Below are 24,571 nucleotides of genomic sequence, written 5' to 3' on the forward strand. Positions count from 1 at the left end.
CAATGCGCGCCCTGAAAATTGCAGCCACCGGGATGCTTGCCCAGCAGATGCGGGTCGAGACGATTTCGAACAACCTCGCAAATATGAGCACCACCGGATACAACACCCGACGCGCCGAATTTGCGGACTTGCATTACCAGCAAATGACCCGGCCGGGCGCGATCAACGCCTCTGACGGAACGGTTTTGCCGACAGGCGTACAGCTTGGCCTTGGGGTGCGGCCTGCAGCGGTATCCGTGCACCTTGCCCAGGGGTCCTTGGCCGCGACGGGCGGCGATCTGGATGTTGCAATTGACGGGAACGGGTATCTCGAGGTGACGCTGCCGTCTGGCCAGACGGCCTATACCCGCGATGGCGGCCTCAAACGCACCGGTGAAGGCCTGATCGTGACATCCGATGGGTACCCGGTCGCGCCTGATGTGGTTATTCCCGCGGATGCGCGCAGCATTTCCATCAATGGTGATGGTGAGATCTATGCCTATTTCGCCGAAGCCGTTGCGGGCCAGTTGATCGGGCAGTTCAACCTGACAGGGTTCACGAACTCCAAAGGTCTCGAAGCGGTGGGCAGCAACCTGTTTGTCGAAACCGAAGCGTCGGGCCCGCCGATCGTCTCGACGCCTGGTCAGGACGGTCTGGGCACGCTGCGTCAAGGGTTTCTCGAGGAAAGCTCCGTGGATGCGGTGCGCGAAATCACCCATCTGATCGCGGCGCAACGAGGGTATGAGATGAATTCCAAGGTCATTTCAGCCGCAGATCAGATGATGAGCGCGATGACGCAAATCCGATGATGAAGTGGCTTTGCATTCTTCTTGTGACCGCGCCGATGGCGATGGCGGACGTCGTTGTGCCGACGCGCACCTTGCGGCCTGGCACGCTGATCGGCCCCGCGGATCTGACTTTGCGTGCAGGAACCCAAGCGGGAATGTTTGACCGCGTTCAGGATCTGGTCGGTCAGGAAGCGCGTGTGGCCCTTTTTGCCGGGCGGCCCATCCCCTACGAAAATATCGGCCCGCCGGCTTTGGTGGATCGCAACCAGATCGTGCCGCTGCGGTTTCAAACCGGAGTTTTGACGATCACGTCCGAAGGCAGGTCGCTCGAACGGGGCGGCATCGGCGACCGGGTCCGCATCATGAACCTGAGTTCGCGATCCATTCTGTTCGGATTTGTTCAGGAAGACGGATCAATAGAGGTGAGACAATGACACATTCCCTGAACAGTCGGGCCATGCGCAGCGTGGGCCTTATTGCCATCCTTGCCATGGCAAGCGCGTGCGGACGGTCCGATCACCTTGGAAAAGCACCGTCGTTTTCAAACCCGCTTGCCACGCAGGAACATTCGGCGATGGTGTCCACGGCCCTTCCAACGGTCATCGAAACCAGGACGCCGTTGGACGAAGCGTCCCTATGGAGCGGTCAACGGTCCTCGCTTTTGGGCGACAGGCGCGCGGTACGGCAGGGGGATATCCTAACCGTCGTGATTGAAATCGACGAACGAGCCGAAATTTCGAATGAGACAGATCGGTCGCGCAGCGGGTCCGAAACACTTGGCATCCCCCAGCTGGGCGGATTGCCGCAAAGGCTGGATGAGAAATTGCCGGACGGGGCGTCAACCTCCGAGTTGGTTTCGATCAACTCGAACAGCAGTTCGAGCGGGGATGGATCGGTCAAGCGGAACGAGAAATTGACACTGAGGGTCGCCGCCACAATTGTCGACATTCTCCCGAATGGCGTTCTGTCGATCTCCGGCTCACAAGAGTTGCGCGTGAATTTCGAGATGCGTGAATTGCTGGTCTCCGGGTACGTGCGCCCCGAAGACATCTCGCGCCAAAACGAGATCACCTATGACAAGATCGCTTCCGCGCGTGTGTCCTATGGCGGTCGCGGACAGATCACGGACGTACAGCAACCCCGGCTCGGACAGCAGGTACTGGACGCTGTTCTCCCCTTTTAGGAAACCGAGATGATCAAAAAACTTCTGCCGCTTGTTTTGCTCCTGATCGGTCTTGGTGCCGGTGTCGGTGCAGGCATCTTTATGAGACCGGCGCCGGAGATGTCATCCGCAAATGTCACGGCGGAACCGGCCATGGTCGTCGACAAGGCGCCGGACGAGGCGCCCAATCTGGACCGCGAATATGTCAAGATGAACAACCAGTTTGTCGTGCCAATCGTGAACGGGGAGCACGTCCAGGGCCTGGTGGTCATGTCGCTGAGCCTGGAGGTCGCGAATGGTCAGAAAGACGCGATTTATGCACGCGAGCCAAAGCTGCGGGACTCGTTTCTGCAGGTTCTGTTCGACCACGCCAATATCGGCGGCTTTGACGGAGCCTTCACGAATGCCAACAACCTTGCCGTCCTGCGCGGGGCGCTGAGAGAAGTCGCTCAGAAAGACATGGGCGACACTGTGACGGACGTATTGATTGTCGAAATCGCGCGTCAGGACTACTGATTGCGCCCAAGCGCTCCGCGAATGGCTTCGTCCAACTGCTTTTGATTTCGATGTGCGGCTTTTTCCTTTGTCGCCGCGTCGCACAAGGCTTCGGACACCAGTTTCTTGCCATGCTCACGCTTGAACTGCGCCATGTAGGCTTCCTTCTGGGCCAGAACCTGTGCCAGATCCAGGTTCAGGCGTTGCCGTGCCTGCCCCAGCCATCGCAACCAGATGACATCCCCTCCGATGGCACGCAACTGCGCCTGGTCTGCCGGTTGCGCGTGCGTTTCGAAGGCCAACTCACGCAGTCGCGCGAGCTCTGCGCGCAATGCAGATTCCCGCGCGGTGAGATCGGCCAATTGCTGTTGGCGCTTCTGGAATTTGAGCGCGCTCAACACCTTGATGTCCTCGAGGTCAGTCATTGAAACCCTCGCTTCGCCCGCGCGCGCATGTCATCGGCAAATCGGATCGCGGCCGCCACGGCCTGGTAGTGATCCGGTGAAATTTCGGCGCCGATTTCAGTTGTGGCGAACAGCGCTCGTGCTGTCGGAGGGTCACTGTGGATGGGAACGGCCGCCTCGGCGGCGACTTCCCGCATGCGCAGCGCAATTTCGTCAACACCTTTTGCGACACAGGTCGGAGCAGTGCCGGCGGCGCGCGTCCATTTCAGGGCAACCGCGTAATGTGTCGGGTTGACGACAATGACGTCCGCATTCGGCACCTCGGCCATCATTTGTTGCGTGGCGATGGCCTGCGCGCGGGCACGTCGTTCCTGTTTGAGGTGTGGGTCGCCTTCGGAGTTCTTGGTTTCATCCATGATTTCCTTGCGCGACATACGGTTTTTTCGGATGTGCTCCTGATGTTGCCACACCGCATCGATGGCACCGAGGCAAAAGCTGATCAATACGACCACCAGCAGGAAGGCGACGATCAGCTCTGCCAGCAAGGCGACCACCGTGCCGGGACTGCTGTGAATCACCGTCACCATCTCCGGCAGACGGCTTTCCAGGAAGATCGCCAGAAATGCGGAGTAGAGAATGAGCTTGGTAAAGCTTTTTCCGAATTCGAAAAATCCGCCGCGTCCAAATTTTTGCTTGGCGTTCTGCAAAAGCGAAATGCGGGAGAGTTTCGGTTGAAGCTTGGTAGGGGCAACGACGAAGGCGCGTTGCGCCAGGATTGCACCCAATACGGCGAGGGCCGGCAATGCAAAGATCGGGATCATCGACAAGACGGTTTGCCAAAGGACACCGCCCATGACGGCGGTGGTGCCGCCATTGAACAAGGCATCGGCAAAACCAGAAGACTGGTCGAGCAGAACCTGCATATGCGTGCCCAGAGAAACGACCGATTGCGTGCCGACGGCAAGCAGCGCGACGGTCAAACCGGCATATCCCGCCGCCGTTTGCAGATCCACCGACCGCGCGATTTCCCCTTTCTTGCGCGCGTCAAGCAATTTCTGCGGCGTGGGGTCAAATGACTTGTCGGTATCTTCGTCCTGCCCGCTCATCATGGCACCTGAGTTGGATTTGCGATGAACCGGTCAAGCGCCGCCAGCCAGACTTCGAGCATTGTCGGCGCGGCGAGAAACAACAGGAACAATCCACCCAAGGTGATCACGGGCGCACCGACAAAGGCTACCATCAACTGGGGCATGGCCTTGTTGATGACGCCAAGGGCCAGATTGTAGAGAATGGACATCAACACGAACGGGGCGGCCAACACGAATGCCAGCTCGAAGGCACGTGCAACCTGTGCCAAACCCCAGTCCGCTAGATCCGCGCCACTGGAAAACAGCCCGATTGGGAAAAGTATGTAGGAATGGATCAAAAGCTGCGCCGCCTTGACATGCAATCCGGCCATCACGGCCAAGGCGACCGCGCCAACGGTCAGGACGTATCCCATGGCGGGCAAGGGTTCGATCGAAGCGCCGCCGAGGATCTGGGACAGCGATGTCGATTGTGCCGCGATCGATCCGGCCGTTTGCAACGCCAGAATGAAAAGACGAATGCCGATCCCAAGGAAGGCGCCCACCAGAACCTCCGTCAGCGCCACCTGGGCCAACACACTGAGGGAATAGGCCGGTGGTTCGACGGACAGGGCAGGTGCAACAATCGACGTAAAGGCGATGGCGATCACCAGCTTGATCCGGCTCGGCACGCTTTGCTCTCCGAAACCGGGCAGCAGCGAAGCCGTTGCGGCAACACGCAAAAAGACGATGAAACCCAGCCAAAGGCTGTCCTGGATGCTCGACAGCAGCTGGGCGGCATCGCTCATGCCGCGACGACCCCGACAAGCGCGGGACGGGCGTCAATTCCGATCTCTTCGAACGACAGAACCGGATTGGAAATGCCCTTGGCGCGCATCAGGGTTTTCACAAATCGCCGACGGCGCGTATTGGTTACCACGGCCGGGTAGACGCCTTGTTCGCTTGCATCCTGCAACTTCTCGGACATGTTTTCCGCGAGGCGGTTGAACAGATCCGGGGGCAACGCGACATCGAGCCCGCGTTCGGCATCCACTTGGTAATTTGCAAACGTATCTTCCCATTCTGGCGCCAGTTGCACCAAGGGCAGGCTTCCGTCTCCGCGCCGGATCTCGGCCACCAGCTGGAAGCCGAGACGCTGCCTTACATGTTCGCAAATGGCTTCGGGTTGCGCATTGACGGCGCGTGCCTCGGCTGTGGCTTCGAGGATGAGAGGCAGGTTCCGGATCGAGACCTGTTCATCGAGCAGCAACCTGAGAACGGCGTGAAGAATATCGATCTGAACCTTGTCCGGGATCAACTCATCAAGCAGTTTCTGGTTCGCCTCCGCGCGGGCCGGATCGCTGATATTGGTCATTTCCCGAAGCAGACGGCGCAAGGATTTGAGAGTGAGCAACCGGCTGAAGTTCTGCTTCACCACCTCCAGCAAATGCGTGGCCAGAATCTCCGTCGGTGTGACCATGGTCACACCGGACAACGCCGCAGTCTCCTGATCTGCCTTGGAGATCCAGCGCGCCGGAGCACCGTAGACCGGCTCGGTCGTGTCTTCTCCCATCGGCAGGTTGCGGTCGTCTTCGGGCGTCAAAGCGAGGATGTCCGTCGACCGCAGTATTCCCTTGGCCTGTTCGACACCTTGAATGCGGATGACATATCCGCCGGTCGGGAGACCTGCATTGTCGGTCAGCCGGATTTCCGGGAGGATAAGGCCAAAGACCGAAGCGACATGTGTCCGCATATTTGCAATACGGGCGTCCAGCCCCGTGCCCGGATCAAGGACAAGGTTGACCAGGTCCGGCGCAAATTCAACGTGGATGTCGTCCAGCTCGAGAACGTCGCCCAGTGACTTTTCCATCGGTTGCTCTTCTGGTTCAACGATTTCTGCCGCCGCATTGGTTTTGTGTTTGAGCGCCCTGCGCATCAGGAACGATGCGACACCCAAGCCGACACCGCCTGCCATGAAAGGCAAGAACGGCAGCCCGGGGAAAAGGCCCAGCATCATCATCAGGACCGCAACCGTCGCGAGGGCGGCGGGGTGCTTGCCAAGCTGGTCGAAAACGGCTGTATCGGTCGCGCCCTTTGCGCCGCCGCGTGCCAGCAACAGCGCGGATGCAATGGAGATCACGACGGCTGGGATTTGCGATACCAACCCGTCGCCAACCGTCAGGATCGCATAGGTCTCAAACGCGTTGGCCAGGGGCATACCATGCACGACGATGCCCATGACCAGCCCGGCGACCAGGTTGAGCAAAGTGATCAAGAGCCCGGCAATCGCGTCGCCTTTGACGAATTTGGAAGCGCCGTCCAACGAGCCAAAAAACGTCGTTTCAGCCTGCTCCAGCTCCCGGCGTTCCTTGGCTTCCTGGTGGGTAATCGCGCCGGCCGACATGTCACTGTCGATGGCCAGTTGCTTGCCGGGCATACCGTCCAGAGCAAAGCGCGCGCCCACTTCGGCCATGCGGGTCGCACCTTTGGTAATCACCATGAAATTGACGATCAGCAGAACGCAAAACACAACCAGACCGAGAAAAACGCTTCCACCCATGATGAATTGGGCGAACCCCTGGATGACATCGCCAGCGGCTTGAGTACCCGTATGCCCCTGGCCAATGATCAGCTTGGTTGAGGACACGTTCAACGACAGACGCAACATGAGCGACGCGAGCAAGATCGTCGGAAATGCCGAGAAATCGAGGGGCCGCTCGATGAACAGCGTGATGGTAAAGATCAGGATAGCCAAGGCAAATGAGGCTGCGAGGCCAATGTCCAGTACCCAGGCTGGCATGGGAAGGATCATCATGACAATAATCGCCATCAACGCCACGGCGAGCAGGACGGTCGGGTTGAACAGCGCCTGTGCGTTCATGGAAATCGATTTACCAGTCATGGTCGCGCAGCGCCCGATGTTCCGGATTTACGGTTGGGATGGTCTTGTTCCACTCTGTGTCCTCATCACGTTCTGTGATGCGACAGTGTTAAGCCCGGTATGGTTTACATCCGGTAACCAAGCGCGGGTTACCGCGTCTCCAATTGTGTGTCGTCAAGGCTCGGATCTGCAAGCAGGGCTTCCAGGGTCTCGCGCGCTTGCGCGCTTTCGGTCAGGGCCTCGGACGCCCGGGACAACATGCCTTCGAGGCTTGTGGATGGGTCAAGTGTCGCTTGTGCAACCTGCGCAACGGGCGCAAAAACAGTGCCGGTTTCATCAACGCGATTTATCCAGTCCTCGGACAACCACGCCGCGCGGTTGCCGTTCTCGGCGTCACCGATCTCCGAAAATAGAACGTGCGCCGCGTCAAAGTCACCTGCCCGCTCCTTTGCTCTCGCGCGCAGTCTGTTCGCAGGCTCTCCTGCTTCGCCATACAGCAATGCAATTGCCTCGTATGGGCGTGACAGGTTCAGGGCGATTTCGGCGCGGAGAAGCCTCTCATCGGTCGTGCGGGGAATGTCATCCTGCGCAGTCATGATCCTTTCCGCTTGACCATCAAAGCCAAGATCCACCAGCCGACGCGCCATACGGTACCGGGTTTTTGGAAGTATTGAGCCCGGTGCATTCGACATCTGTTCGAAGCTGTGGCGCAAGAATACCATTTCGTCTGCGTTCGAGGTCATCAGATCCAGAACAGAAGAGCGTAGATTATCTTCCTCAGGGGCTTCCGCGCGACTTCGAATGCGTGCAAGCGTCTCGAACGCCTTGTCGAACTGATTTGATTTGCCCAGCGCCAGAACATGAGTCCGGCTCAGCTGGTCGCCCAAAGGATCATCGCGCATCTCGTGGGCATAGGCCTCGACCAACGTTGCAACGTCCTGACCAATCTGCCCGGTTTCATTCAGCTGCGAATCGACGAACGCGATCAGTGCCTCTGCTGACTGCTCGGCATTGGATGACACAACGTCAGCCAACCTTTCCTGTGCACGCTCAACATCACCCTGCCTGATTTCAAGCTTGGCCTTTGCGAGATTGGCCGCAGGCGTCAGCGGCTGATCCGTTCGTTCAAGGCTCCGCAATGCGCTGGCGGCGGCGCGTTCGTCGCCGTAGTCGAGGAAACGCCGACTAAGCTCGGACGCAACGAATTTTCGCAGATGCATCGGCAATCCGGTCAGCGCGCGCAGTGCCGCATCACTGTCGATGGAACGCGCGGGGTCAATTTTCTTTTGGGCCAGAACGGCCCAGAGGGCCAAGTCAGAATCGCAATCCACAAAATGTGCGAGAAACTCCGTGTCCCTCTCGTCTCCGAACTCCATGATTCTGGCCAGACTTGCCAGTTCCGGCTGCTGGTCCATCAATGCGTCGTCCAGTAGCAGGACCTGATGTGCTTCGGCGCCAAACCCGAAATACAGGTAGGTGCGGGCCAACTGGACTGCGACTTCTTTGTCCAACCGGTCAAATTCGGTGTACAGGTCACCCCGCATGCGCGCGATCTGGGTGGTAAAGTTCGATTCCGGCGCCCATGACGCGACTGCTACCCGGGCTGGATCGATGCAACGCACGCCAAGCGTGGTCGACGGTGACGTGGACAAATTCTCTACAAAGGGAATATCGGAACTGCTCGTGACACGCACATTTCCGCCAATGGGTTTCGCGCCAATGCTCACCTGCGTTTCACCTGCGGACGAATCGAAGATGGTCGTGTCGATCTGAGGTGACTGGTTGCCAAGTGGCAAATTCATCGTGCCTGGCGTCGTCCGCAATATCCCGCGCGTTGCCGCGTTCCCGATCTGTTCAGAGATTTTCTGTTGCGCCTGTTGCAGTCGCGCGATCCCGTCCTCGCCGCGGTCCACCACAGGTGTGCGCGGCGCGAGAAGCGGTAGTTGTACCTCGGCCGGCACTGCGTCTGCCTCCCGCGTTGTCAATGGCAGCGGGGACGTCGTTCTGGATGTCACGGGCGTCGGGGCGTCTCGCAATTGAAAACGAAGCGGCGCGCTGCCGACAAAGCGATCAGGGGCCTTAACTGGCGCTGCTGCGTCCGTCACTGCGGTTTCCGACACATCGATCACGATCATCCGCGCGCCTTGCCGAAAAACGTCAGCAGTACAGTCACAGGAAAATGCCAGTGAAATACTGCCAGTATCGGCGGAGACAGAAGAGATGAAACTGGTATCTATCCGCTCAAACACTCGACTGACGTCGAAACCGCCGTTGTGGTCGGCGATGGTGATCCGAGCCCCGTTTCGTGTTGGCTGCAGGGACCAGTCCCGTTCAATCGCGGTGTCCAGAACAAGCCGCGCGAAGCCGTCATGCGCGCCCGAACGTACGTTGATCGTTTGCGCATTTGCCGCGCAGGCGAGGCAAATGAACGCCGTGAGAGCGGACAGAATCCTCATGCGGCGTTTTGCTTCACGGTTTTCAATGCTTCTTCGAGTTCGGAGAAGGACGGGCGGCAGTGCGAGGGTGTGTTTTGCCGGCCAACTTCGATGCAGATATTGGTTGCATGGTTGTGCAGGTTGGCCACCAACACTTCGCGGATCAGTTGATAAAAATGTCCATCTTCTTCAACGACAGCTTTGACTTTGGCGGCGAAGGGGCCGACCAACCCATAGGCGAGGAACACGCCGAGGAAGGTGCCGACAAGGGCGCCACCAATGAGTTTGCCGAGAATTTCAGGCGGTTGATCGATCGAAGCCATGGTTTTGATGACGCCGAGTACCGCCGCAACAATGCCAAGAGCGGGCAGGCCGTCGGCCACGGTCTGCAAAGCATGGCTGGAATGCAAGGCGTGGTGCATGTTTGCATCCATGCGCTTTTCAAGCACCTCTTCGACCTGGTGTGGGTCATCATAGTTCATCGATGCAGATCGCATTGTATCGCTGATCAGGGCGGTCGCTTCCTTATCTGCCACAATCTTTGGATACCGGGAAAAAATTGATGAATTTTCCGGGTCTTCGATGTGTTCTTCGATGGCCACAGGGTTTTGGCGGGCGAGCCGGATCAACTCGAAAAGCAGACACAGCAAGTCCTTATAGTCCTCATGGGCCCATTTAGGCCCTTTGAAAACCTTGCCGAGATCCTTGATCGTCTGTTTGACTTCGGAGATCGAGTTGCTGATCAGGAAGGCGCCAACCGCCGCCCCCAGGATCATGGTCATCTCGAAGGGGAGCGATTTGAGAATGATTCCCATCTTGCCACCAGCGGCGAGATAACCGCCGAACACCATGACAAAGATTGTGACGATCCCGATGATACCGACCATTTTGAGAATCCCTCATGACTGTTGGCTGCAATCTCGCAGATACCGGTTAACAAAGGCTGTTGCCTGATCAGCTCTTGGGTGCGCGGGCATTTCGCCCGGCAAGGATCGCGCTGATCGAATACGCGGCCTGAGGATCAAGGCCGGACATCACCTTGGCCGCTGCCTCAGGGCGCATCCGGGCAAGGAACCCCGCCGCGAATTCCGGCTCCATTGCGCCGAACAATTCCGCGGCGTCCTTCGGCTTCATGTTCTCATACACGGTGGTCAGACGCGCCAGGTCGTCCTCTGCGGCCGTTTGCGCCAGGGCCAAGGTCGCAGCGAGGTCTTTTTCCGCCTGTTCCAGAGCGGCCAATCTGCGGTCAATTTCGCTGCGTGCGACCTCAAGTGCCTTGTTGCGCGTGGCAACGGCCATCTCGCGTTCCTCGACACGTTTTTCACGGGCCTGCAGCGCGTCAAGCAAGGACCTGACCTCGATCTCATGACTGCCTTCGGTTGTTTTCAAAGGCGTGGTGCCCTGAGGCAGCATCAATTCCGGTTCCGCATCCGCTTCTGCAAACGCGGCACCTGCCCCGATGGCGATCCGGATGCCGGCGGACCCGATAAGCAGCGTGGCGATCAACAAGACGGATCCACGTCCGACCAGTCGTCGTTTCAGACTTTTTCGTTTGGTCATTTGCGGGCTCCGACAGTGCGCCGCGTGAACATCGGCTCGGATGGCGATTCCGGCGCGGGTTGTGGCGCATCAACCCTGGCCTTCGGCACATCGGGAATATCATGCAGCGATGCCATCTGCAGTTCCAGGCGCTTTGCCGTCTGCTCGGCCCGAAAGGTCAGGTCACTCAGCGTTTCCGCTGATTGGGACGCCGTTGATTGCGCCGCAGCAAGCATCTTGGTCAGGTCGTCGACCTGCGCGGACAGGACGGCAACCGCACCGCCCACCCCTTTTTCAAGATTGTTGAACCGGTTCAGCCGGCGACCAAGGACAAAACAATAAAAGCCGGCCCCGATCGCACCTGCAGCGAGCAATATGTCAGCAATCAATTCCATGTCTCACCCTCAGTTCAGTACAAATTCCATGATAAGCAGATCGTTGACGCGGCCAGGCCCGGCAACAATCTGAACGCGACGCAGCATCTGTGCGCGCAGTCGTGTCAGAGCGGACGCGCTCTCGATGTCTTTCGTCTCCAGCGCGCGCAAATAACTGTTGAGCACATCGACAACACGTGGAAGCAATGTTTCGACATCCGACGCATATTGCGACGGAACCTCGAGCTGCGCGCGGAACCTCAGATGCCGACCCTGCGCAGCCGGGCTAAGCGAGACAACCATCGGATCAACCGCCACAAAGGCAACGTCGGGAATCGCGTTCGGACGCTGCACTTCGGCAGATACTTCGCCATGCGATTCGCTGCCCAGTATCATGCCGGAATAGGTCGCAAAAAATCCGCCGCCCGCACCGATCGACGCGGCCAAAAGACCGAGTATTAACGGTAGCTTTGACGACTTCTGTCCCTCTTCTGGGGCATCTGCCACGGCGTCTGTCATGTGCAACTCATCCATTGATGTCGAAATGAAGATTGGCACAGATGAACTAACCGATTGTTAAGGCTGTTCGGTCATTGCTGTGCCCAAGGTTGCGTAGAACGCGCAACAGGACGGAGGCGATTGTGCAGCAATTACTAAATGTCTGGATGGCACTGGATGTGAAACGTCAGATTACGGTCGTGGCCGCGACCGTGGCGGTCTTTCTCGCCGTTCTGGCGATGTCTCGAATCGCATCGGCACCGTCGATGACACTGCTTTATGCGGGTTTGGAAAATGGTGCGGCGGGCGAAGTTGTGCGTTCGCTCGAACAACGTGGCGTGCCCTTCGACGTGCGGGGCGGATCGATTTTCGTTGATGCGCAGGACCGCGATGAACTGCGGATGACATTGGCAAGCGAGGGGCTGCCTGCCAACAGCAGTCGCGGTTACGAACTGTTGGATACCCTGTCGGGCTTTGGCACAACCTCCCAGATGTTTGATGCAGCCTATTGGCGCGCCAAGGAAGGTGAGCTGGCGCGCACAATCGTATCCAGCCCGAATATCTCGAACGCGCGCGTGCACATTGCCTCGACGGGATCCAACCCGTTTCAGCGAAGTGTGACGCCGACTGCGTCCGTGGCGGTCACGCCCAATGGTGCAGGTCTGTCCGCGCAACAGGCCAAATCCATCCGCTTTCTCGTGGCTTCTGCGGTGGCTGGGTTGTCGCCGGATGATGTGGCGGTGATCGATTCAAACGGTACCTTGATTGGCGCGGCCGACGAGGCTGCACCAGCTTCTGGTGCCGATGACAAGGCGCAAATGTTGCGCGAAAGGGTCGAGAGGCTTCTCGAAGCGCGCGTCGGCCACGGTAACGCTATTGTCGAAGTCAGCGTGGATACCGTCACGGAGTCCGAGGAAATCCGCGAAAGGCGGTTCGATCCGGCAGGGCGGGTGGTGATCAGCACGGATACCGAAGAGCGCACCAGCAACTCAAACGAGGCGGGCAATGGCGACGTCACAGTGGCGTCCAACCTCCCCGATGGCGAGGCCGGAGGATCGGACAGCGCCTCGTCGCAAAACTCGGAAACACGCGAACGCATCAACTACGAAGTGTCGGAAACCGAACGCGCCATCACCCGATCGGCGGGTGCGATCAAACGTCTGACGGTCGCGGTGCTGGTCAACGAAGCGGTGGTGGAAACCGAAGGCAGCGAGGCATCGCAGCCTCGGCCCGATGCAGAGATTGACGCGTTGCGTGAACTGGTGGCGTCAGCCGTGGGGTTCGACGAAAGCAGGGGCGATGTGATCACCATCAAGTCGATGGCATTGCAATCCGTTGTACCCGCCGGAACCGAAGCACAGTCATCGCTCTTGGACAGTGTGAACCTCGACATCATGTCGGCAATCCAGATGGCAGTTCTCGCAGTCGTCGCGCTGGTGCTCGGGTTGTTCGTTGTCCGCCCGGTTCTGTCCCGGCCGCCTGAAAGCGCGCAGCCCACAATCAGTTTGCCGCCGGCCGCGCCAGATGCCGCAACCCCTGCCAGCCTGTCTGGAGAGATCGCGTCGGCATCGGATGAGTTCCCAGACATCCCCATGATGGGGGGCAGCGACGAAACCCTCCCGGCGTTGAGCTTTGGCGACATGTCCGGCGGCTCGGCTGCGGTGTCCGATGATCCGGTTGACCGACTGCGCGCGATGATCGGAGACAGGCAGGAGGAAACCGTCGAAATCCTCAGAAGCTGGCTTGAAGAGTCCGAGGAGCGCGCGTGATGTGTGCCGAGAAACTGTTTCAGGATTTCGGCGCCGCCAAGCCGGTCAAGACAGACAGGTTGGTCAAAAGCGCGGAAGAGCTTGAAGACTTGAAGTTGGAGGCGTTCGAAAACGGCTATCAGGCCGGGTGGGACGATGCGGTAAAAGCGCAGGCAAGTACGCTGACCCATGTGTCTTCCGGCCTCGCCACCAGCCTGCAGGAGGCGAGTTTTGACTACCACGAAATGCGCTCATCTTTGAACGGATCGGTGCAGACCATTTTGAACAGGGTCGTGTCGGTCCTGCTTCCGCAAATGGCCCGCGCCAGCCTTGGTGCCCATATCTGCGAACAGATCACGGCCGCGTCTCGGAGCGCATTGGACCGTCCCATCGAGGTCGTGGTCGCTCCCGAGGCCGAGGCCGCCGTTACCGGTCTTCTGGGGGAGCAGTTGAAAGATCCGTTCGAACTGTCGCTTGACCCGCTTCTGGCGCCCAGCCAGGTCCTCCTGCGCCTGGGCGACAAGGAAACCGAGATCAACCTCGACAAGATGATCGCGGAGATCGCGGCCGCGATCGAAGCCTATTTCCACACGCAAAACCTGGAGGTGCGCGATGGCTGACCTGCCTGACACACAAAGCCTGGCATCGGATGCCCACAATCCGTTTACCGCTGTTCCCATCGAAATCACGGTATCGGTTGGCCGTGCGCGTCCGCTGGTGCGGGACCTCGTGATGCTCGGCGCCAATGCGGTGCTGACATTGGACAAACGTGTGGATGATCCGGTGGACCTGTTCGTCGGAGAAAAGCTGATCGCGCGCGGCAAGCTGGAAGAAGCCGAAGGGGCTGACGATGGGCAGCTTGTGGTGCGACTCACGGAAATTCTTGATCTGGGATCCAGTATCTAGCTCATGGCGCTACGGCTGATCCTTCTCGCGGTTTTGTTCTGTTTGCCGCTGCCCGCCTTTGCGCAGGACATCGCTATATCGTTGGGTGATGAAAACTCGATCAGCGCCAGGACACTTCAGCTCATTGCGCTGATCACGGTGCTTAGCCTTGCACCGGGGCTGGCCATCATGGTCACCTGTTTTCCGTTTCTGGTGACCGTATTGTCCATCTTGCGACAGGCCATCGGCCTCCAGCAGTCGCCGCCAAACATGTTGATTGTCAGTCTGGCACTGTTTCTGACGTATTTTGTGATGGAGCCGGTTTTCGTGCAGGCCTGGACAGAAGGTTTGCGCCCGCTCACCAACGAAGAGATAGACCCGGAAACCGCGTTCATTCGTACCTTGGCACCCTTTCGTGACTTCATGGCGGCACGTCTGGACGCAGACACGTTCGCTGCGATGGCAGATCTGCGCCCCGATACCCAAGGGGTTCCACTCACACCTGACGCGCCGTTGTCGGTCCTCATTCCCAGTTTCCTGTTGTCTGAGATTTCGCGCGCCTTTCAGATCGGGTTCCTGATTTTCCTGCCATTTCTGATCATCGACCTTGTCGCCGCCGCGGTGCTGATGAGCATGGGCATGATGATGGTCCCTCCAGCGATCGTTTCCCTGCCCTTCAAGCTCGCGTTCTTCGTGGTCGCCGACGGCTGGAGTCTGATCGCAGGCAGCCTCGTCCGTAGTTATTTCTGACCGGATTGCGGTGCTGCACCATCTGGAATCGCAGCGGCACGGCAAAAGGCACGGGGTCACGCAAAGCGGTGTCAGTCGGTCGATTTTTTCGAAGAAAATTGGTGCCCAGAAGAGGCACAATGAAAGCTGAAAAAATACAATAATAGCAATATAAAAGAGGTATTGCTATTTTTTCAGACCACCCTTTGGGCCACCTTGCTATGAGCCTTAAATCAAAGCGAAGGACGAGGTCGCAATTACACTATGCTTGGAAGCTTCTTGGGCGTGTTGACGCTCATTAGCTCAGCATAGAGGTTCTTGGCGCTGTCAATGCGGCTTGCCTTATCGGGTTTTCTTGCAGCGGTTTCCTTCCACGGATCAGAATGACCTTCGAAGGCAAGAAATGCGGATGTTGCCGCCAGTTCAAGGTCAATAGGGTTTGCTGCTTTTGCAATTTTGATCAGCTTCACGCGGGGCGAACTGCCTTCAAATTGCGGCGCGGTTTCAGTTCGAAAAACCGAAAATGTGCCACCCCAAGTCGAAGGGCGCTGTTCCTCCGTCAACGAGCCAAGTATCTTCGACATGTCGGAAGTTGAAGCGAGGCTCTCACTGTAAGGTCCATAGTGCTTGTAGCGGAACTTGAACTGTTCCGCACCCAATCCAGTGGCTAACAAAAGAAATGCTGTTTTTTGTAGGCGAGTTCTACCGATTAACTCTCCGCCTGCTGAAGCTACAATGTCAACTAGCTCCGCAACACTATCAACTACATTGGCTGAAGTCATGTCTTCACTCCCTTGGCGATATCTTCGATCTTCTGTTCTAAAAATTTTCGCGCGTCAGCATCGTTTTCATCAATGTATGCGCGAAGGAATTTAAATGTCCCGCTCGCGTTCACGGCACGCGATACTTCGCTGACATCGACCAGTTCATCGTTCATGTTAATGTGGATACGATTGAGCGGACCTTTGCCCTCCGAAAACCGCTTGTAGGTTGGCCGCTTGCCGTCATCCAAGATGATACGGGGCGTAATCGTTTCATTTTCTAAGTTCCACACATCGACGGCTTTGACGAGCTCAGCGCAAGCAACATCTAGAATTTCGTCGGTAACGTGCACGGAAAGATGCCGTGGGAAGCGGTCGCCCCTAGCATCAATGCACTTTAGGAGCTTTCTGTCGCGCAGCCTTTGTGCAATTTCCTGTAAGCACTTATCTTCGGCGTCAACCATTTGGTGGATACTTCCCCAGATGAGAGCATCATCCATCGGTAAGAAGTTTTCTTGGTTTGAATGCTCCAAGAACTTTACCAAAGGGTGCTGAGAGTTCAGGCCGGTCCGGTCAACGTCACCGTTCTTCACTAGATCATGAAGGCGCACCATTAGATATGTGAACAGCTTCTCAGCGCTTCTTGTGGCCTTGTGAAAGTAAACCGTAGGGTACAAGTGGAAGAGCCCAAGAATATAGGTCTCTGCCGCAAAAAATGCTTTTGAACCAAGAACAAACGTTTCCGTTTCTCCAACTGGTTCATCATCCACACCATACTGTAGCGTGCCAATCTCTAGGTTTGACCGAAGCCAGGTAAAATCAATCTGGCTGTGCTGGGTTCCCGCCATTAGAGGGTCGCGTTGAATATAATCCAATCGATCAGCATCAAACTGGCTGGATACGACCGCGCTGTAGATGTCAGTTGGTCCATCGATTGCTATGAGGTTTGCAACTTCTTCAGGAAAACCCTTGTGAACTTTCGCTAGAACCTCAGCAACTTCGCTATTCTTAATTAAGTCAGCGCTAACAGCTTCGTGCTTTGAATAGGGAATGTCTAGTTTTTCCCCAGCCTCTTCAAAGGAATGACTGAAAGGGCCATGGCCAATGTCATGAACCAATGCAGCGGCAAGCGCGACCTTCGCCCGGTCATCGTCAATATCGTTGCCCAGATGATCTCTAATAATCGACATCAGTTGACGCGCAATGTGGAAGACGCCCACGCTGTGTGCGAAGCGAGTATGCGTTGCGCCAGGAAATACAAGCTCAGAAAATGCAAGCTGCTTCACTCTCCTAAGTCTTTGAAACGGGCGAGTTTGCAAGACCTCCCAAAGCACGTTTTCGAACTTGTCATCGTTAAACTCAACGAGATCATGCAGCGGGTCTCGTATTCGTTGAGGAGAGTACTTTGCCATATGTTCTTGTTTTGTTCAACTGCTCAGTTATACGACACTACTAACTGCCGAACGACATGTGAAGTGCCTTGTGTGTATGCACACAAAATATGGTGCAATGCAGCACCAGTTGTGTAGCCTTGTGAACGTATTGGCTAAGCCATTCAGCTTAAATCTACCGCCACAACCCATCAAACGCCCTCGCAGACAACCTCGTATACAACTGGGTGCTAGTGATCGAAGCATGACCTAGATACTCTTGGATCATACGGATGTCGTGACCTCGTTCACGCAAGTGAAACCCGCACGAGTGCCTTAGCATATGTGGATGGACGTGCCGCAGCTTTGCTGCCCGGGCCGCATCCGCGACGACCCTCCGAACTGAACGAGGCGACAGAGGTTGGCACCTCTCGGACACAAACAGCCAGGGCAAGTCGTCGTTCCGCGACCTCAGGTATTTTCGCATCCGACGGAGTTCGTCACCAGCCATTGGATGATATCGGCTCATGCCACGCTTCAGGCGCTCCACCCAGATCACCGCTTTCTCGAGATCAACCCAATCGCGCCGCGCCATGATCGCTTCGCTTTCACGGTAGCCATGACGGAAGACCATAAAGATCAGGAGCTGGTCACGTTCCGGGTTCCGCGATGCCTTCGCACCGGCGATCAGCTTCATCACCTCGTTCTCTGTCAGGTAATCAATCTTTGGACGCGCGTGGGCATCAACAGGGCCAGTTGGGTCAAAACATGGCCGAAAACTGCTGTTGGGGGTTTGGGCTGCGTCCTGGTTTGAGCGTTGATTTTCCATACACCCCAAAGTGTAACATGGCCGGTTCTATACAGAAACGGCCATGTTATTGGCTGTATAGAGCAGATGACTGACGTAAGTTGGACATCACCGAAGATACCTTCAAACTAGTTATTCTAGAGATTTTCGAAGGAAGATTCAGTTCCGAAATTGTATGCTTGGCATTTGATCACTCACCAAAGTCATAGTACTCTTCAACCGCCTTGGCGGTAATTGAACCAGTAATCAAGACTACGACGATTGCGCCGCTCAGAAACAAATTCTTATCATACTTTGACGCATCGAAATTTTCGAGCGAAAGCAGGCAAAAAAGCCAAGCAAGAGATACAATTGCAGGTAGGCTCGAAATAACGCAGTACCTTGATGCAGCTTTCTTCATCCGCCAGATCGATTGTACTTCTCGGCTTGACATACTGCCGAAATTTTTAGGTCTAGATACAGCAATCGCAAAGTGAAAAATCGCATATGAAAAAATTGGAAAAGTTGCCAGATAAGGTAACGCATCTAAAAACCATGAGATCCAAGTATCTTTCCACGCATCAGAAAGCAGCACTATGCCTTTTGATATGCCGAACTTGACAACCATACCCACCAAAACAAATACGACTAATGCCAGGAGTAGCCGCCTAATATTTCGAAAAACTGTGTCAGAAACAAACGGGCTCAATGATGAGAGATCTTGCTCTCGCCAAACGAACTCCCCTCCAGCCCAAAGTATCACGCTGAACGATGCCAATTTCATAACATCTACTGCACCGCTAAGGGTTGCTTCACCGCCCATAGCTGAAACGATGGTAAAGTAGGCCGACACTGCCAACCCATAACCCAGTGCACTTATTACAGCATAGAAAGCTACTTTTACACTCGGTTGTTCTTTCCATTCGATAACCGATTGCCAGCGATCCACCCACCCCTGTCGGCGAGAGCTATTTTTTTTATTCATTCCATTCGTCCAGTCACATTCCCCGGCGCATCTTTTTACACACTAAACTTCATGCATCAAGGCCCCCAAACAGTTGATAGGCCATCAGGCGTTGTCACATTCTCAGATGCCCGAAGCATCACGAAATTGTTACAATGTGCGGCGCGCCGTTCACTTTATGGTAGAAAATCGGGCAAAGCAGAGAGCGTTCCTAGTTTGTTCGGCAGCGATTAGTTGCCACTAGTCAAAATAGTCGTATATTGTAAAGAAAATTGACTACGACGCCGATGGGTAAATTTAATGCTTGCTGCCACGCTTACACTGTTATTTTCACTGCTTTTTATTGCCGCTGTCTTGTTATACTACACGAAGCCACGCGACAACGCCAACATAGCTCAGAGAAGTAGAGATTTTTTTGAAACTACGCCAGCAACTCAACTTGTGAGGCGGTTAGACCATTTGGTTGCGACAGATGATAAGTTGTTTGTTACATCAGCAGAAGGCGCCTATCCAGAGAAGGAGCCAGGGGGAGCTTTATGGCTTGATAAGCTGGAAGAGTGGATGTTGAGAGATGTGCGAATAACTTACTTAATAGTTGGAGGTTGTCACGGCCAATTTCAGAAACTTGCCGAGCTTGCTAAAAAATCTGATGGTAATTTGGAGATCAGAGTTGTTTCGTCAACAGACTTTGACCGGGATCGTGCGCTTGCAATTCGCGATTTGTATACAACGCACCCCACTCTTTTAGTTTCTCCTGATGATGCACCAAAAGCTATGTGGCTTGAGAGATACCATGCTCCAGAGAGTGCTATGGCACTTGGAGTTAGCTACATTGCTCCCAATGACATCGATCAGTCTGAAATTGCATCAATATACATTGAACGCGTTTTTGGACTTCTTAAAGCTACAAGAAAATTGACCGACCTAGAACTTAGTGAATTGGCTCACAGCAAGCTAGCTGCATAGGAAATGGTCGGAGTTTTCCGACCATTTTTTCAAAGTTTCAAATTATAGATGTACAGAGCCGCAAAAAAGATCGCGGCAAAGACAATTGTAATCAATATTCCCATGATTGCCTTCCGCTTGTTACTAACTAATTAAACCATAGATACCCCGAAATTGTGAATATTGACAAAATGTCTCTTCTGCCACCAAGTATTTTTTGCTTGGCAATAGACAAAAATTTTCGACTTCTTCTTGACTGAATTTCTACCGCTCTCTCCACTTCTTCTCCCAGCTTCGCTTCACCTTGCTAGGCTGGCGATGCATATCCACGCCGGTCAGTTCCTTCACCGCGTAGATACCGACCAACGCCATCTCCTTCCCCACCCCCACCATGACATTCCGCCGATCTTTCCTGATCTGCTGTTTGGTTTTTCCACCGCGATTGATACGTCCAAAGTCCATGTGACTTCCTCCTGATTGGCACCCTATCAGGCTGGCAAATCATTGTTTTTATGACAAGAAATTCATACCGACCATCCTGACCATACCGACCGCAGCCAAAAATAAATAACCCGCGAACGGGTCATTTTGGGATGCCGGGCATAGATGTGGGCGATACTAGAAGGCCCACTTCGGCGGTAACTTGGCCTCAGTGATCCCGATGTATCCAGCTAGGGTACCGTCTTCAGTGCGGATCGGCACCGCCACAGTGCCCCGCATCGTGCCTCGAGGCGCATAGCCGATGCCCAGGGCTTCGGCGTCCTCGGGCTCCAGCCCCAACGCACCAACGGCCATATGGTCGTGCTCGAGGTATGTGAGGGGGGCAAAGCCGCCACGGGCTTCACTCCCCTCTTCTGAAGAGGGCTGTTTGGCCTTCTCCAGTGGAACGTTGCCCGACAGGAACTGTGCGGCTTCCTTGGTCGAGCATTCATTGATCAGTTGCACCAGGGCGAGCACATCGCCACCTTTCTGGAGCGGGAACGAATACCAAACGCCCTTGCTCGGCGTGATAACAAAGCCCCGTTCACCGCCATCACCTGATGGGCAGGGGCCGCGCAAAGCATTCCCGGCTTTCTTCAGTTCTAGGCCCAAACGCTTCGCCACGTCAGCGATGGGGTTAGCGGTCTTCACCGCCTCAAAGTCGATAAATCTAGACACCACGGTCTCCTATGAAAGAACTCCGCAGTGCATTGTATCATGCGTCGTCGAAGCGCTTGCCGTAGGCGATGCACTCGTAGTCGTAGTCCCACGTGAAGCGCTTGTGTTTGTGATCGCAGGGTTTGTTGAGGATGACGCGATATGGGTTCTTAACCAGTTCGTAGAGTAGTTGCATTGATCTGCTCCGGTGGCAGGCCGATACGCAACCACGGCGCATCGAAAAGGTGAGGCATGATTGGCACGTCTGTGCCCGCAATAATCGGCACCGCCTGACCCAGAAAGAGATGACTTTCTTTGACGACGGTGCGCGCCACCCGGAACTTGTTTTCGATCTGGGCGGATGTCGGCGCTACCACGAGCACCCGACAGTTTCGTATACCAAGGTTCTTGTATGCTTGTCGCCAGTCAACATCGCGGTAGTGGGCTATTTTCTTGCGGGTTGAACTCTGCCGTGAGCTCGGATCATCGTCATCAAAGCGACTGTTTGCTTTGTTGTGTTCTGCCTCAATCGCGAAGTACGCGCGTTTCCCGACCGGGTGTTCGATCCCCACAAACCCATCCGGCACTAGCATGTACGGCATGATCTTGCGGCTTTTGCGGTCGCGGTATGTAGTATGGCGTGGCAACAGAAACGGGGCGGGATGCTTGGCTTGCTCCGCCATTTCTTCGGCTGAGATCAGACGGCAACCGTTGGCTTCCGCTCCCGCTTTTAGGTTCGATAGCAAATCAATCGTCATCTTCGAATGCTCGAACTCAGTGCCCAGGCGCATTTCAAGCCCACCTTCTTGATAGAGGTAGCGCGGCGGCAATTCGCGCCCCGCCAGAGCGTCTTTTCCCTTCCCCGCTAGCAGATAGGTGTCACATTCATAGAGGCCGCACTGCCGCTTATCCAAAAGACCATGATCGAACATCAGGCGCAGTGAGTGTCGCAGGCCAATCTCGTGTCGCAGCGGCAAATGCATGGCGATGTGGTGCGACCGCAGCGCCTTGAACTGATAGATGAGCTCCAAAACCTCGAACATCTTGGGGCTAATGCAAAGCGGTGTTTTCGGGCGGACACGTTTGAACCTAGGCTTGCGCATGCCCCTGTCTTGCCGCGTGTTGGTAACGGCGTCAAAGGATGGCATGAGGCGCATGGTGAGCGATGGTTAGAGTGCTCATACATGCAGTATATCAAATAGTTAGTCTAAATCTTGCGGAGCGTCCGGATTGATGGGTTTGCCGTCGTCATCGTCGGCGGGCGGACGTTTCTTGTTCTCATCCCTAGACGGATTGTCCGCCTCTGGTTCGTCATCCCAATAGCTTTCGTAGTCAGTATCCGCCCCTTCGTCTCCACTCTCCGCTTTTGTGCCCTCGTCCGCCTCTGCTTCTCCATCCGGGTCATAATGATGTTCCGTCAGCATCATGGCCTTAAGGACATCGACATAGTCTTCGTCGTTATCCATCTGCGCTTCAAGCAGTCCTGGCGTCACGCGGTACGTCCCCGTACCGTGATGCTTGAGCCACGCCGCAAAGGTCAACTCTGGCACAGTTCGGATCGTGTCAGCATCCGTGTCCATTTCCTTGGCAAGTTTGGTCGCATCCGACGCACTAACACCGCCCGCAAACTTGATCGACGTGAGCGAGTTGATCAGCTTGTCGATCCCGGCTCGTTCTAATTGATCAAGTTCCTGGCACGCGGTGATCATGCACAGACCGCGCTTGCGACCTTGCTCATACAGGCGACGGATGATGGGAGTGTCAGACAAGTATTCCTGTGCTTCGTCCAGATACAAATACACCCGATCTTTAGTTTCTGGGCGCGACAGCACCTCCATGGCGATCTGCGCGAAACAGTATTTGCCGAACAGTTGCGCGCCCTCGTCTCCCAGCACGGCCTGTGCCGTATTGATCAAAATGATCTTTTCATCCCGGATAGCCCCTGAGATATCAACCTTGCTCTCCGGGGCGTTGAACATGCCCTTAAGGGTGCGGCTCTCCATGAGGGTAAATAAACGGCGGGCCACTTCCTGGCGGGTCGTGCGGTAGCTGTTGCTGGCGCGTTTGTCTTTGGGGTCGCAGAGCTCGTTCATGATGAACTTCTGCGAAGTCGTGTCGAGCTGATCCACATACTCGGCATATGGTTCATAGCCGTCCTGCAAGATCGACAGAGCCGTATCGAAGTTGGCGTTTGGGATGACCATCAGGAAGCGTGACAGAAAGCGATACAACGTTGATTGCGTGGTGGTAAGCGCCGTATCGCGCGCTGCAAACATATGCTCATAGAGCGCAACTGCAGTGCGGACTTTGGGTTCGTCCTCCGGTTTGTTGGTTGAGCCGATTGAGAACGCACTCAGCGCCAAGGGTTGGCGGATATTGCCGCCATCCAGGTACATGGTTCGATCCCACGAAACGACGTGCAACAGTTTCTCGAGCATCGACCCCTGGCTGTCGTTCACGATGACACAGGCGTCATCCTCTTCAATGTCCTGCAAGATCATCTGTTGCAAACATTGGGTCTTGCCGTGGCCAGTGCCACCAATAATCGAATGATGGCGCGTCCGCAGATCTTGCGGTATCTCGATACTGTCGTCGTGGGTCATCTCGGCCATGAGCGCCAACGGTGTCCCCCGCAGATAAGCATCTACGATGTCTTCGCCCTTGTATTCGCGTGGCGGCACCTCTTTCTGCGCATAGAAATTATCATCCAGGCGCTTGCTGGTGTTGGGCAGAATAGGCCGTCCATCCTCCAAGGTCTCAACGGCAGTGTATATGACGTTGGCGACGTTCTCCGTGGCGGGTGGTTCCGCGCAAAGCTGCACTACCCGACAAATATGCGCGAGACGGCGTTCATAATCGTCAGGTGAAACTTGGTTGAGAAAGTCGCGATAGCGCCCGCCTTCAATGGTGTCGCAGAGCTCAGGTGGCTCGGGCGGGTAGTTGTCGAGGTCTTCAAAACCCACCAATCGCGAAGCAATGGTGAACTGAATGTCGACGTTCGGATCTTCCTCTGTTGGAAAGCCGACGCGATCACCAATGAAGGTCGAGATGTCGATTTCAGTGAACTTGTGCTTGGCCGCGCGGTACAGCGCCCAGGTGCGTTCCTTTTGCTGCCGTTCACGCGCGGTGGGCGACTTCACCTGATGCCAGTATATGGCGTATCCGATGGCGAACGGGACAGCGGCACCTGCGGCCACGGCTCCCGCCGACACCACCGCAAACACCACTAAAACAAACGCCGCCGTCCCGACTAGGATTTCAACGGTGTCGTCCATCAGAGCTCAAAGGAAGTGGATTTCTCTTCGACGCCTTCGTTCGCGACAATGTATCCCTTGAGTAAGACCAACTTGTCTTTGAGTTCATCCTCATAGCCTTTGGCTTCAAGCGGTGTCGAAAGGTAGAACAAATCGGGGCCTTTCATCAGCTTGTTGATGGTGAGGTTGGTGGTATTGGCATCAACCCCACTCACCGCTGCGGTCAACAGTTTGCGCCCCAAGCCACGGTTTTCTTGAGCCAAGGCTTTGCTCTCGGAAATGTCCGCAGAATAGCTGATCAGCCCCACTTGAGTGGTCCAATTTGATTGTTAGTGCATGATCGGCCTTTGGTCCATCTGGACGATGGTTTCA

At 55.7% G+C, this 24,571-nt stretch carries 27 protein-coding genes; 9 read left to right on the top strand and 18 right to left on the bottom strand.

From position 1 onward, the window contains the following. The first annotated feature begins 2 nt into the window (after positions 1–2). Genes flgG through Q0949_RS12790 form a run of 4 tightly spaced genes read left to right on the top strand, consistent with a single transcriptional unit; the run spans position 3 to position 2,445 of the window. On the top strand, positions 3–788 hold the full coding sequence (gene flgG / locus Q0949_RS12775) for a flagellar basal-body rod protein FlgG (protein WP_299372698.1): 786 nt from the start codon (positions 3–5) through the stop codon (positions 786–788). After that, positions 785–1,201, top strand: a complete 417-nt coding sequence (flgA, locus tag Q0949_RS12780; RefSeq protein ID WP_299372701.1) for a flagellar basal body P-ring formation chaperone FlgA — start codon at positions 785–787, stop codon at positions 1,199–1,201. Before flgG ends, flgA begins: the two co-directional genes overlap by 4 nt. A 23-nt stretch (positions 1,202–1,224) precedes the next feature. Continuing rightward, positions 1,225–1,950 carry a flagellar basal body L-ring protein FlgH gene (flgH, locus tag Q0949_RS12785; RefSeq protein ID WP_299372789.1) on the top strand — a complete coding sequence of 242 codons (726 nt, stop codon included), beginning with the start codon at positions 1,225–1,227 and terminating at the stop codon, positions 1,948–1,950. Positions 1,951–1,959: 9 nt separating this feature from the next. Continuing rightward, the gene (locus tag Q0949_RS12790) at positions 1,960–2,445 is read left to right on the top strand and encodes a flagellar basal body-associated FliL family protein (RefSeq protein WP_299372704.1); all 486 of its coding nucleotides are present in this window, start codon (positions 1,960–1,962) and stop codon (positions 2,443–2,445) included. Here the strand turns inward: Q0949_RS12790 and Q0949_RS12795 are convergent. The 9 genes from Q0949_RS12795 to Q0949_RS12835 form a co-directional block, all read right to left on the bottom strand. Next, entirely contained in the window at positions 2,439–2,825 is a 387-nt protein-coding gene (locus tag Q0949_RS12795) for a hypothetical protein (protein WP_299372707.1), read from the bottom strand. The two genes, Q0949_RS12790 and Q0949_RS12795, sit on opposite strands and share 7 nt — an antisense overlap. 20 nt (positions 2,826–2,845) lie before the next feature. Next, a complete protein-coding gene (locus tag Q0949_RS12800) occupies positions 2,846–3,934 on the bottom strand; it encodes a flagellar type III secretion system protein FlhB (RefSeq protein ID WP_299372710.1) in 1,089 nt (362 codons plus the stop codon). Further along, a complete protein-coding gene (locus Q0949_RS12805) occupies positions 3,934–4,701 on the bottom strand; it encodes a flagellar biosynthetic protein FliR (RefSeq protein WP_299372713.1) in 768 nt (255 codons plus the stop codon). The genes Q0949_RS12800 and Q0949_RS12805 overlap by 1 nt, the downstream gene beginning before the upstream one ends. Further along, entirely contained in the window at positions 4,698–6,794 is a 2,097-nt protein-coding gene (flhA, locus tag Q0949_RS12810) for a flagellar biosynthesis protein FlhA (RefSeq protein ID WP_299372716.1), read from the bottom strand. The genes Q0949_RS12805 and flhA overlap by 4 nt, the downstream gene beginning before the upstream one ends. 128 nt (positions 6,795–6,922) lie before the next feature. After that, positions 6,923–9,229, bottom strand: coding sequence for a hypothetical protein (locus tag Q0949_RS12815; protein WP_299372719.1), 2,307 nt, complete (start codon positions 9,227–9,229; stop codon positions 6,923–6,925). Then, positions 9,226–10,095 carry a flagellar motor stator protein MotA gene (motA, locus tag Q0949_RS12820; protein WP_299372722.1) on the bottom strand — a complete coding sequence of 290 codons (870 nt, stop codon included), beginning with the start codon at positions 10,093–10,095 and terminating at the stop codon, positions 9,226–9,228. Before motA ends, Q0949_RS12815 begins: the two co-directional genes overlap by 4 nt. 67 nt (positions 10,096–10,162) lie before the next feature. After that, a complete protein-coding gene (locus Q0949_RS12825; protein ID WP_299372725.1) occupies positions 10,163–10,768 on the bottom strand; it encodes a hypothetical protein in 606 nt (201 codons plus the stop codon). Further along, complete coding sequence (locus Q0949_RS12830; protein WP_299372728.1) at positions 10,765–11,142, bottom strand: hypothetical protein; 378 nt, start codon at positions 11,140–11,142, stop codon at positions 10,765–10,767. The genes Q0949_RS12825 and Q0949_RS12830 overlap by 4 nt, the downstream gene beginning before the upstream one ends. A 9-nt stretch (positions 11,143–11,151) precedes the next feature. Beyond that, positions 11,152–11,640, bottom strand: a complete 489-nt coding sequence (locus Q0949_RS12835) for a flagellar basal body-associated FliL family protein (RefSeq protein ID WP_299372731.1) — start codon at positions 11,638–11,640, stop codon at positions 11,152–11,154. Positions 11,641–11,762: 122 nt separating this feature from the next. On the opposite strand from Q0949_RS12835, the gene fliF reads away from it, so the two are divergent. From fliF to fliP, 4 genes are read left to right on the top strand one after another with little or no spacing between them, the layout of a single operon-like run. After that, positions 11,763–13,388 (top strand): flagellar basal-body MS-ring/collar protein FliF, encoded by a 1,626-nt coding sequence (gene fliF / locus Q0949_RS12840; RefSeq protein WP_299372734.1) that lies wholly within the window; start codon positions 11,763–11,765, stop codon positions 13,386–13,388. Then, positions 13,388–13,987 carry a hypothetical protein gene (locus Q0949_RS12845; protein WP_299372737.1) on the top strand — a complete coding sequence of 200 codons (600 nt, stop codon included), beginning with the start codon at positions 13,388–13,390 and terminating at the stop codon, positions 13,985–13,987. Before fliF ends, Q0949_RS12845 begins: the two co-directional genes overlap by 1 nt. Next, complete coding sequence (locus Q0949_RS12850) at positions 13,980–14,273, top strand: FliM/FliN family flagellar motor C-terminal domain-containing protein (protein ID WP_299372740.1); 294 nt, start codon at positions 13,980–13,982, stop codon at positions 14,271–14,273. Before Q0949_RS12845 ends, Q0949_RS12850 begins: the two co-directional genes overlap by 8 nt. Positions 14,274–14,276: 3 nt before the next feature. Further along, entirely contained in the window at positions 14,277–15,002 is a 726-nt protein-coding gene (gene fliP / locus Q0949_RS12855; protein WP_299372743.1) for a flagellar type III secretion system pore protein FliP, read from the top strand. A gap of 236 nt (positions 15,003–15,238) precedes the next feature. On the opposite strand, the gene Q0949_RS12860 is transcribed toward fliP, so the two are convergent. The 4 genes from Q0949_RS12860 to Q0949_RS12870 all read right to left on the bottom strand — a co-directional run bounded on the left by Q0949_RS12860 (position 15,239) and on the right by Q0949_RS12870 (position 18,884). Continuing rightward, entirely contained in the window at positions 15,239–15,763 is a 525-nt protein-coding gene (locus tag Q0949_RS12860; protein WP_299372746.1) for a hypothetical protein, read from the bottom strand. After that, positions 15,760–17,028 carry an HD domain-containing protein gene (locus Q0949_RS12865; RefSeq protein WP_299372749.1) on the bottom strand — a complete coding sequence of 423 codons (1,269 nt, stop codon included), beginning with the start codon at positions 17,026–17,028 and terminating at the stop codon, positions 15,760–15,762. The genes Q0949_RS12860 and Q0949_RS12865 overlap by 4 nt, the downstream gene beginning before the upstream one ends. 280 nt (positions 17,029–17,308) lie before the next feature. Further along, positions 17,309–17,941, bottom strand: a complete 633-nt coding sequence (locus Q0949_RS20620) for a tyrosine-type recombinase/integrase (RefSeq protein ID WP_366524032.1) — start codon at positions 17,939–17,941, stop codon at positions 17,309–17,311. 169 nt (positions 17,942–18,110) lie between these two features. Then, positions 18,111–18,884: a hypothetical protein gene (locus Q0949_RS12870; RefSeq protein WP_299372752.1), complete on the bottom strand. Its 774-nt coding sequence runs from the start codon at positions 18,882–18,884 to the stop codon at positions 18,111–18,113. A gap of 279 nt (positions 18,885–19,163) precedes the next feature. Between Q0949_RS12870 and Q0949_RS12875 the strand changes: the two genes are divergently transcribed. Next, positions 19,164–19,829 (top strand): hypothetical protein, encoded by a 666-nt coding sequence (locus tag Q0949_RS12875; protein ID WP_299372754.1) that lies wholly within the window; start codon positions 19,164–19,166, stop codon positions 19,827–19,829. 243 nt (positions 19,830–20,072) lie between these two features. Here the strand turns inward: Q0949_RS12875 and Q0949_RS12880 are convergent, their stop codons facing one another. The 5 genes from Q0949_RS12880 to Q0949_RS12900 form a co-directional block, all read right to left on the bottom strand. Continuing rightward, entirely contained in the window at positions 20,073–20,270 is a 198-nt protein-coding gene (locus Q0949_RS12880; RefSeq protein ID WP_299372757.1) for a hypothetical protein, read from the bottom strand. A 156-nt stretch (positions 20,271–20,426) separates the two neighbouring features. Then, positions 20,427–20,966: a CHC2 zinc finger domain-containing protein gene (locus Q0949_RS12885; RefSeq protein ID WP_299372760.1), complete on the bottom strand. Its 540-nt coding sequence runs from the start codon at positions 20,964–20,966 to the stop codon at positions 20,427–20,429. A gap of 149 nt (positions 20,967–21,115) precedes the next feature. Beyond that, entirely contained in the window at positions 21,116–21,988 is an 873-nt protein-coding gene (locus Q0949_RS12890) for a hypothetical protein (RefSeq protein WP_299372763.1), read from the bottom strand. 159 nt (positions 21,989–22,147) lie between these two features. Then, entirely contained in the window at positions 22,148–24,220 is a 2,073-nt protein-coding gene (locus tag Q0949_RS12895; protein WP_299372766.1) for a type IV secretion system DNA-binding domain-containing protein, read from the bottom strand. Beyond that, positions 24,220–24,507 (bottom strand): hypothetical protein, encoded by a 288-nt coding sequence (locus tag Q0949_RS12900; RefSeq protein WP_299372769.1) that lies wholly within the window; start codon positions 24,505–24,507, stop codon positions 24,220–24,222. Before Q0949_RS12900 ends, Q0949_RS12895 begins: the two co-directional genes overlap by 1 nt. Positions 24,508–24,571: the final 64 nt, after the last annotated feature.

Origin of the sequence: uncultured Tateyamaria sp., from assembly GCF_947487805.1 — a bacterium.
In the GTDB taxonomy this organism is placed as follows: Bacteria; Pseudomonadota; Alphaproteobacteria; order Rhodobacterales; family Rhodobacteraceae; genus Tateyamaria.

Excerpts from the sequence above, each read along its gene's own strand:
- flgG (WP_299372698.1), top strand. The coding sequence starts at position 3 with ATGCGCGCCCTGAAAATTGCAGCCACCGGGATGCTTGCCCAGCAGATG.
- flgA (WP_299372701.1), top strand. The coding sequence starts at position 785 with ATGATGAAGTGGCTTTGCATTCTTCTTGTGACCGCGCCGATGGCGATG.
- flgH (WP_299372789.1), top strand. The coding sequence starts at position 1,225 with ATGCGCAGCGTGGGCCTTATTGCCATCCTTGCCATGGCAAGCGCGTGC.
- Q0949_RS12790 (WP_299372704.1), top strand. The coding sequence starts at position 1,960 with ATGATCAAAAAACTTCTGCCGCTTGTTTTGCTCCTGATCGGTCTTGGT.
- Q0949_RS12800 (WP_299372710.1), bottom strand. The coding sequence starts at position 3,934 with ATGAGCGGGCAGGACGAAGATACCGACAAGTCATTTGACCCCACGCCG.
- Q0949_RS12805 (WP_299372713.1), bottom strand. The coding sequence starts at position 4,701 with ATGAGCGATGCCGCCCAGCTGCTGTCGAGCATCCAGGACAGCCTTTGG.
- flhA (WP_299372716.1), bottom strand. The coding sequence starts at position 6,794 with ATGACTGGTAAATCGATTTCCATGAACGCACAGGCGCTGTTCAACCCG.
- Q0949_RS12815 (WP_299372719.1), bottom strand. The coding sequence starts at position 9,229 with ATGAGGATTCTGTCCGCTCTCACGGCGTTCATTTGCCTCGCCTGCGCG.
- motA (WP_299372722.1), bottom strand. The coding sequence starts at position 10,095 with ATGGTCGGTATCATCGGGATCGTCACAATCTTTGTCATGGTGTTCGGC.
- Q0949_RS12825 (WP_299372725.1), bottom strand. The coding sequence starts at position 10,768 with ATGACCAAACGAAAAAGTCTGAAACGACGACTGGTCGGACGTGGATCC.
- Q0949_RS12830 (WP_299372728.1), bottom strand. The coding sequence starts at position 11,142 with ATGGAATTGATTGCTGACATATTGCTCGCTGCAGGTGCGATCGGGGCC.
- Q0949_RS12835 (WP_299372731.1), bottom strand. The coding sequence starts at position 11,640 with ATGACAGACGCCGTGGCAGATGCCCCAGAAGAGGGACAGAAGTCGTCA.
- Q0949_RS12845 (WP_299372737.1), top strand. The coding sequence starts at position 13,388 with ATGTGTGCCGAGAAACTGTTTCAGGATTTCGGCGCCGCCAAGCCGGTC.
- Q0949_RS12850 (WP_299372740.1), top strand. The coding sequence starts at position 13,980 with ATGGCTGACCTGCCTGACACACAAAGCCTGGCATCGGATGCCCACAAT.
- fliP (WP_299372743.1), top strand. The coding sequence starts at position 14,277 with ATGGCGCTACGGCTGATCCTTCTCGCGGTTTTGTTCTGTTTGCCGCTG.
- Q0949_RS12860 (WP_299372746.1), bottom strand. The coding sequence starts at position 15,763 with ATGACTTCAGCCAATGTAGTTGATAGTGTTGCGGAGCTAGTTGACATT.
- Q0949_RS20620 (WP_366524032.1), bottom strand. The coding sequence starts at position 17,941 with ATGGAAAATCAACGCTCAAACCAGGACGCAGCCCAAACCCCCAACAGC.
- Q0949_RS12870 (WP_299372752.1), bottom strand. The coding sequence starts at position 18,884 with ATGAATAAAAAAAATAGCTCTCGCCGACAGGGGTGGGTGGATCGCTGG.
- Q0949_RS12875 (WP_299372754.1), top strand. The coding sequence starts at position 19,164 with ATGCTTGCTGCCACGCTTACACTGTTATTTTCACTGCTTTTTATTGCC.
- Q0949_RS12880 (WP_299372757.1), bottom strand. The coding sequence starts at position 20,270 with ATGGACTTTGGACGTATCAATCGCGGTGGAAAAACCAAACAGCAGATC.
- Q0949_RS12890 (WP_299372763.1), bottom strand. The coding sequence starts at position 21,988 with ATGTTCGAGGTTTTGGAGCTCATCTATCAGTTCAAGGCGCTGCGGTCG.
- Q0949_RS12895 (WP_299372766.1), bottom strand. The coding sequence starts at position 24,220 with ATGGACGACACCGTTGAAATCCTAGTCGGGACGGCGGCGTTTGTTTTA.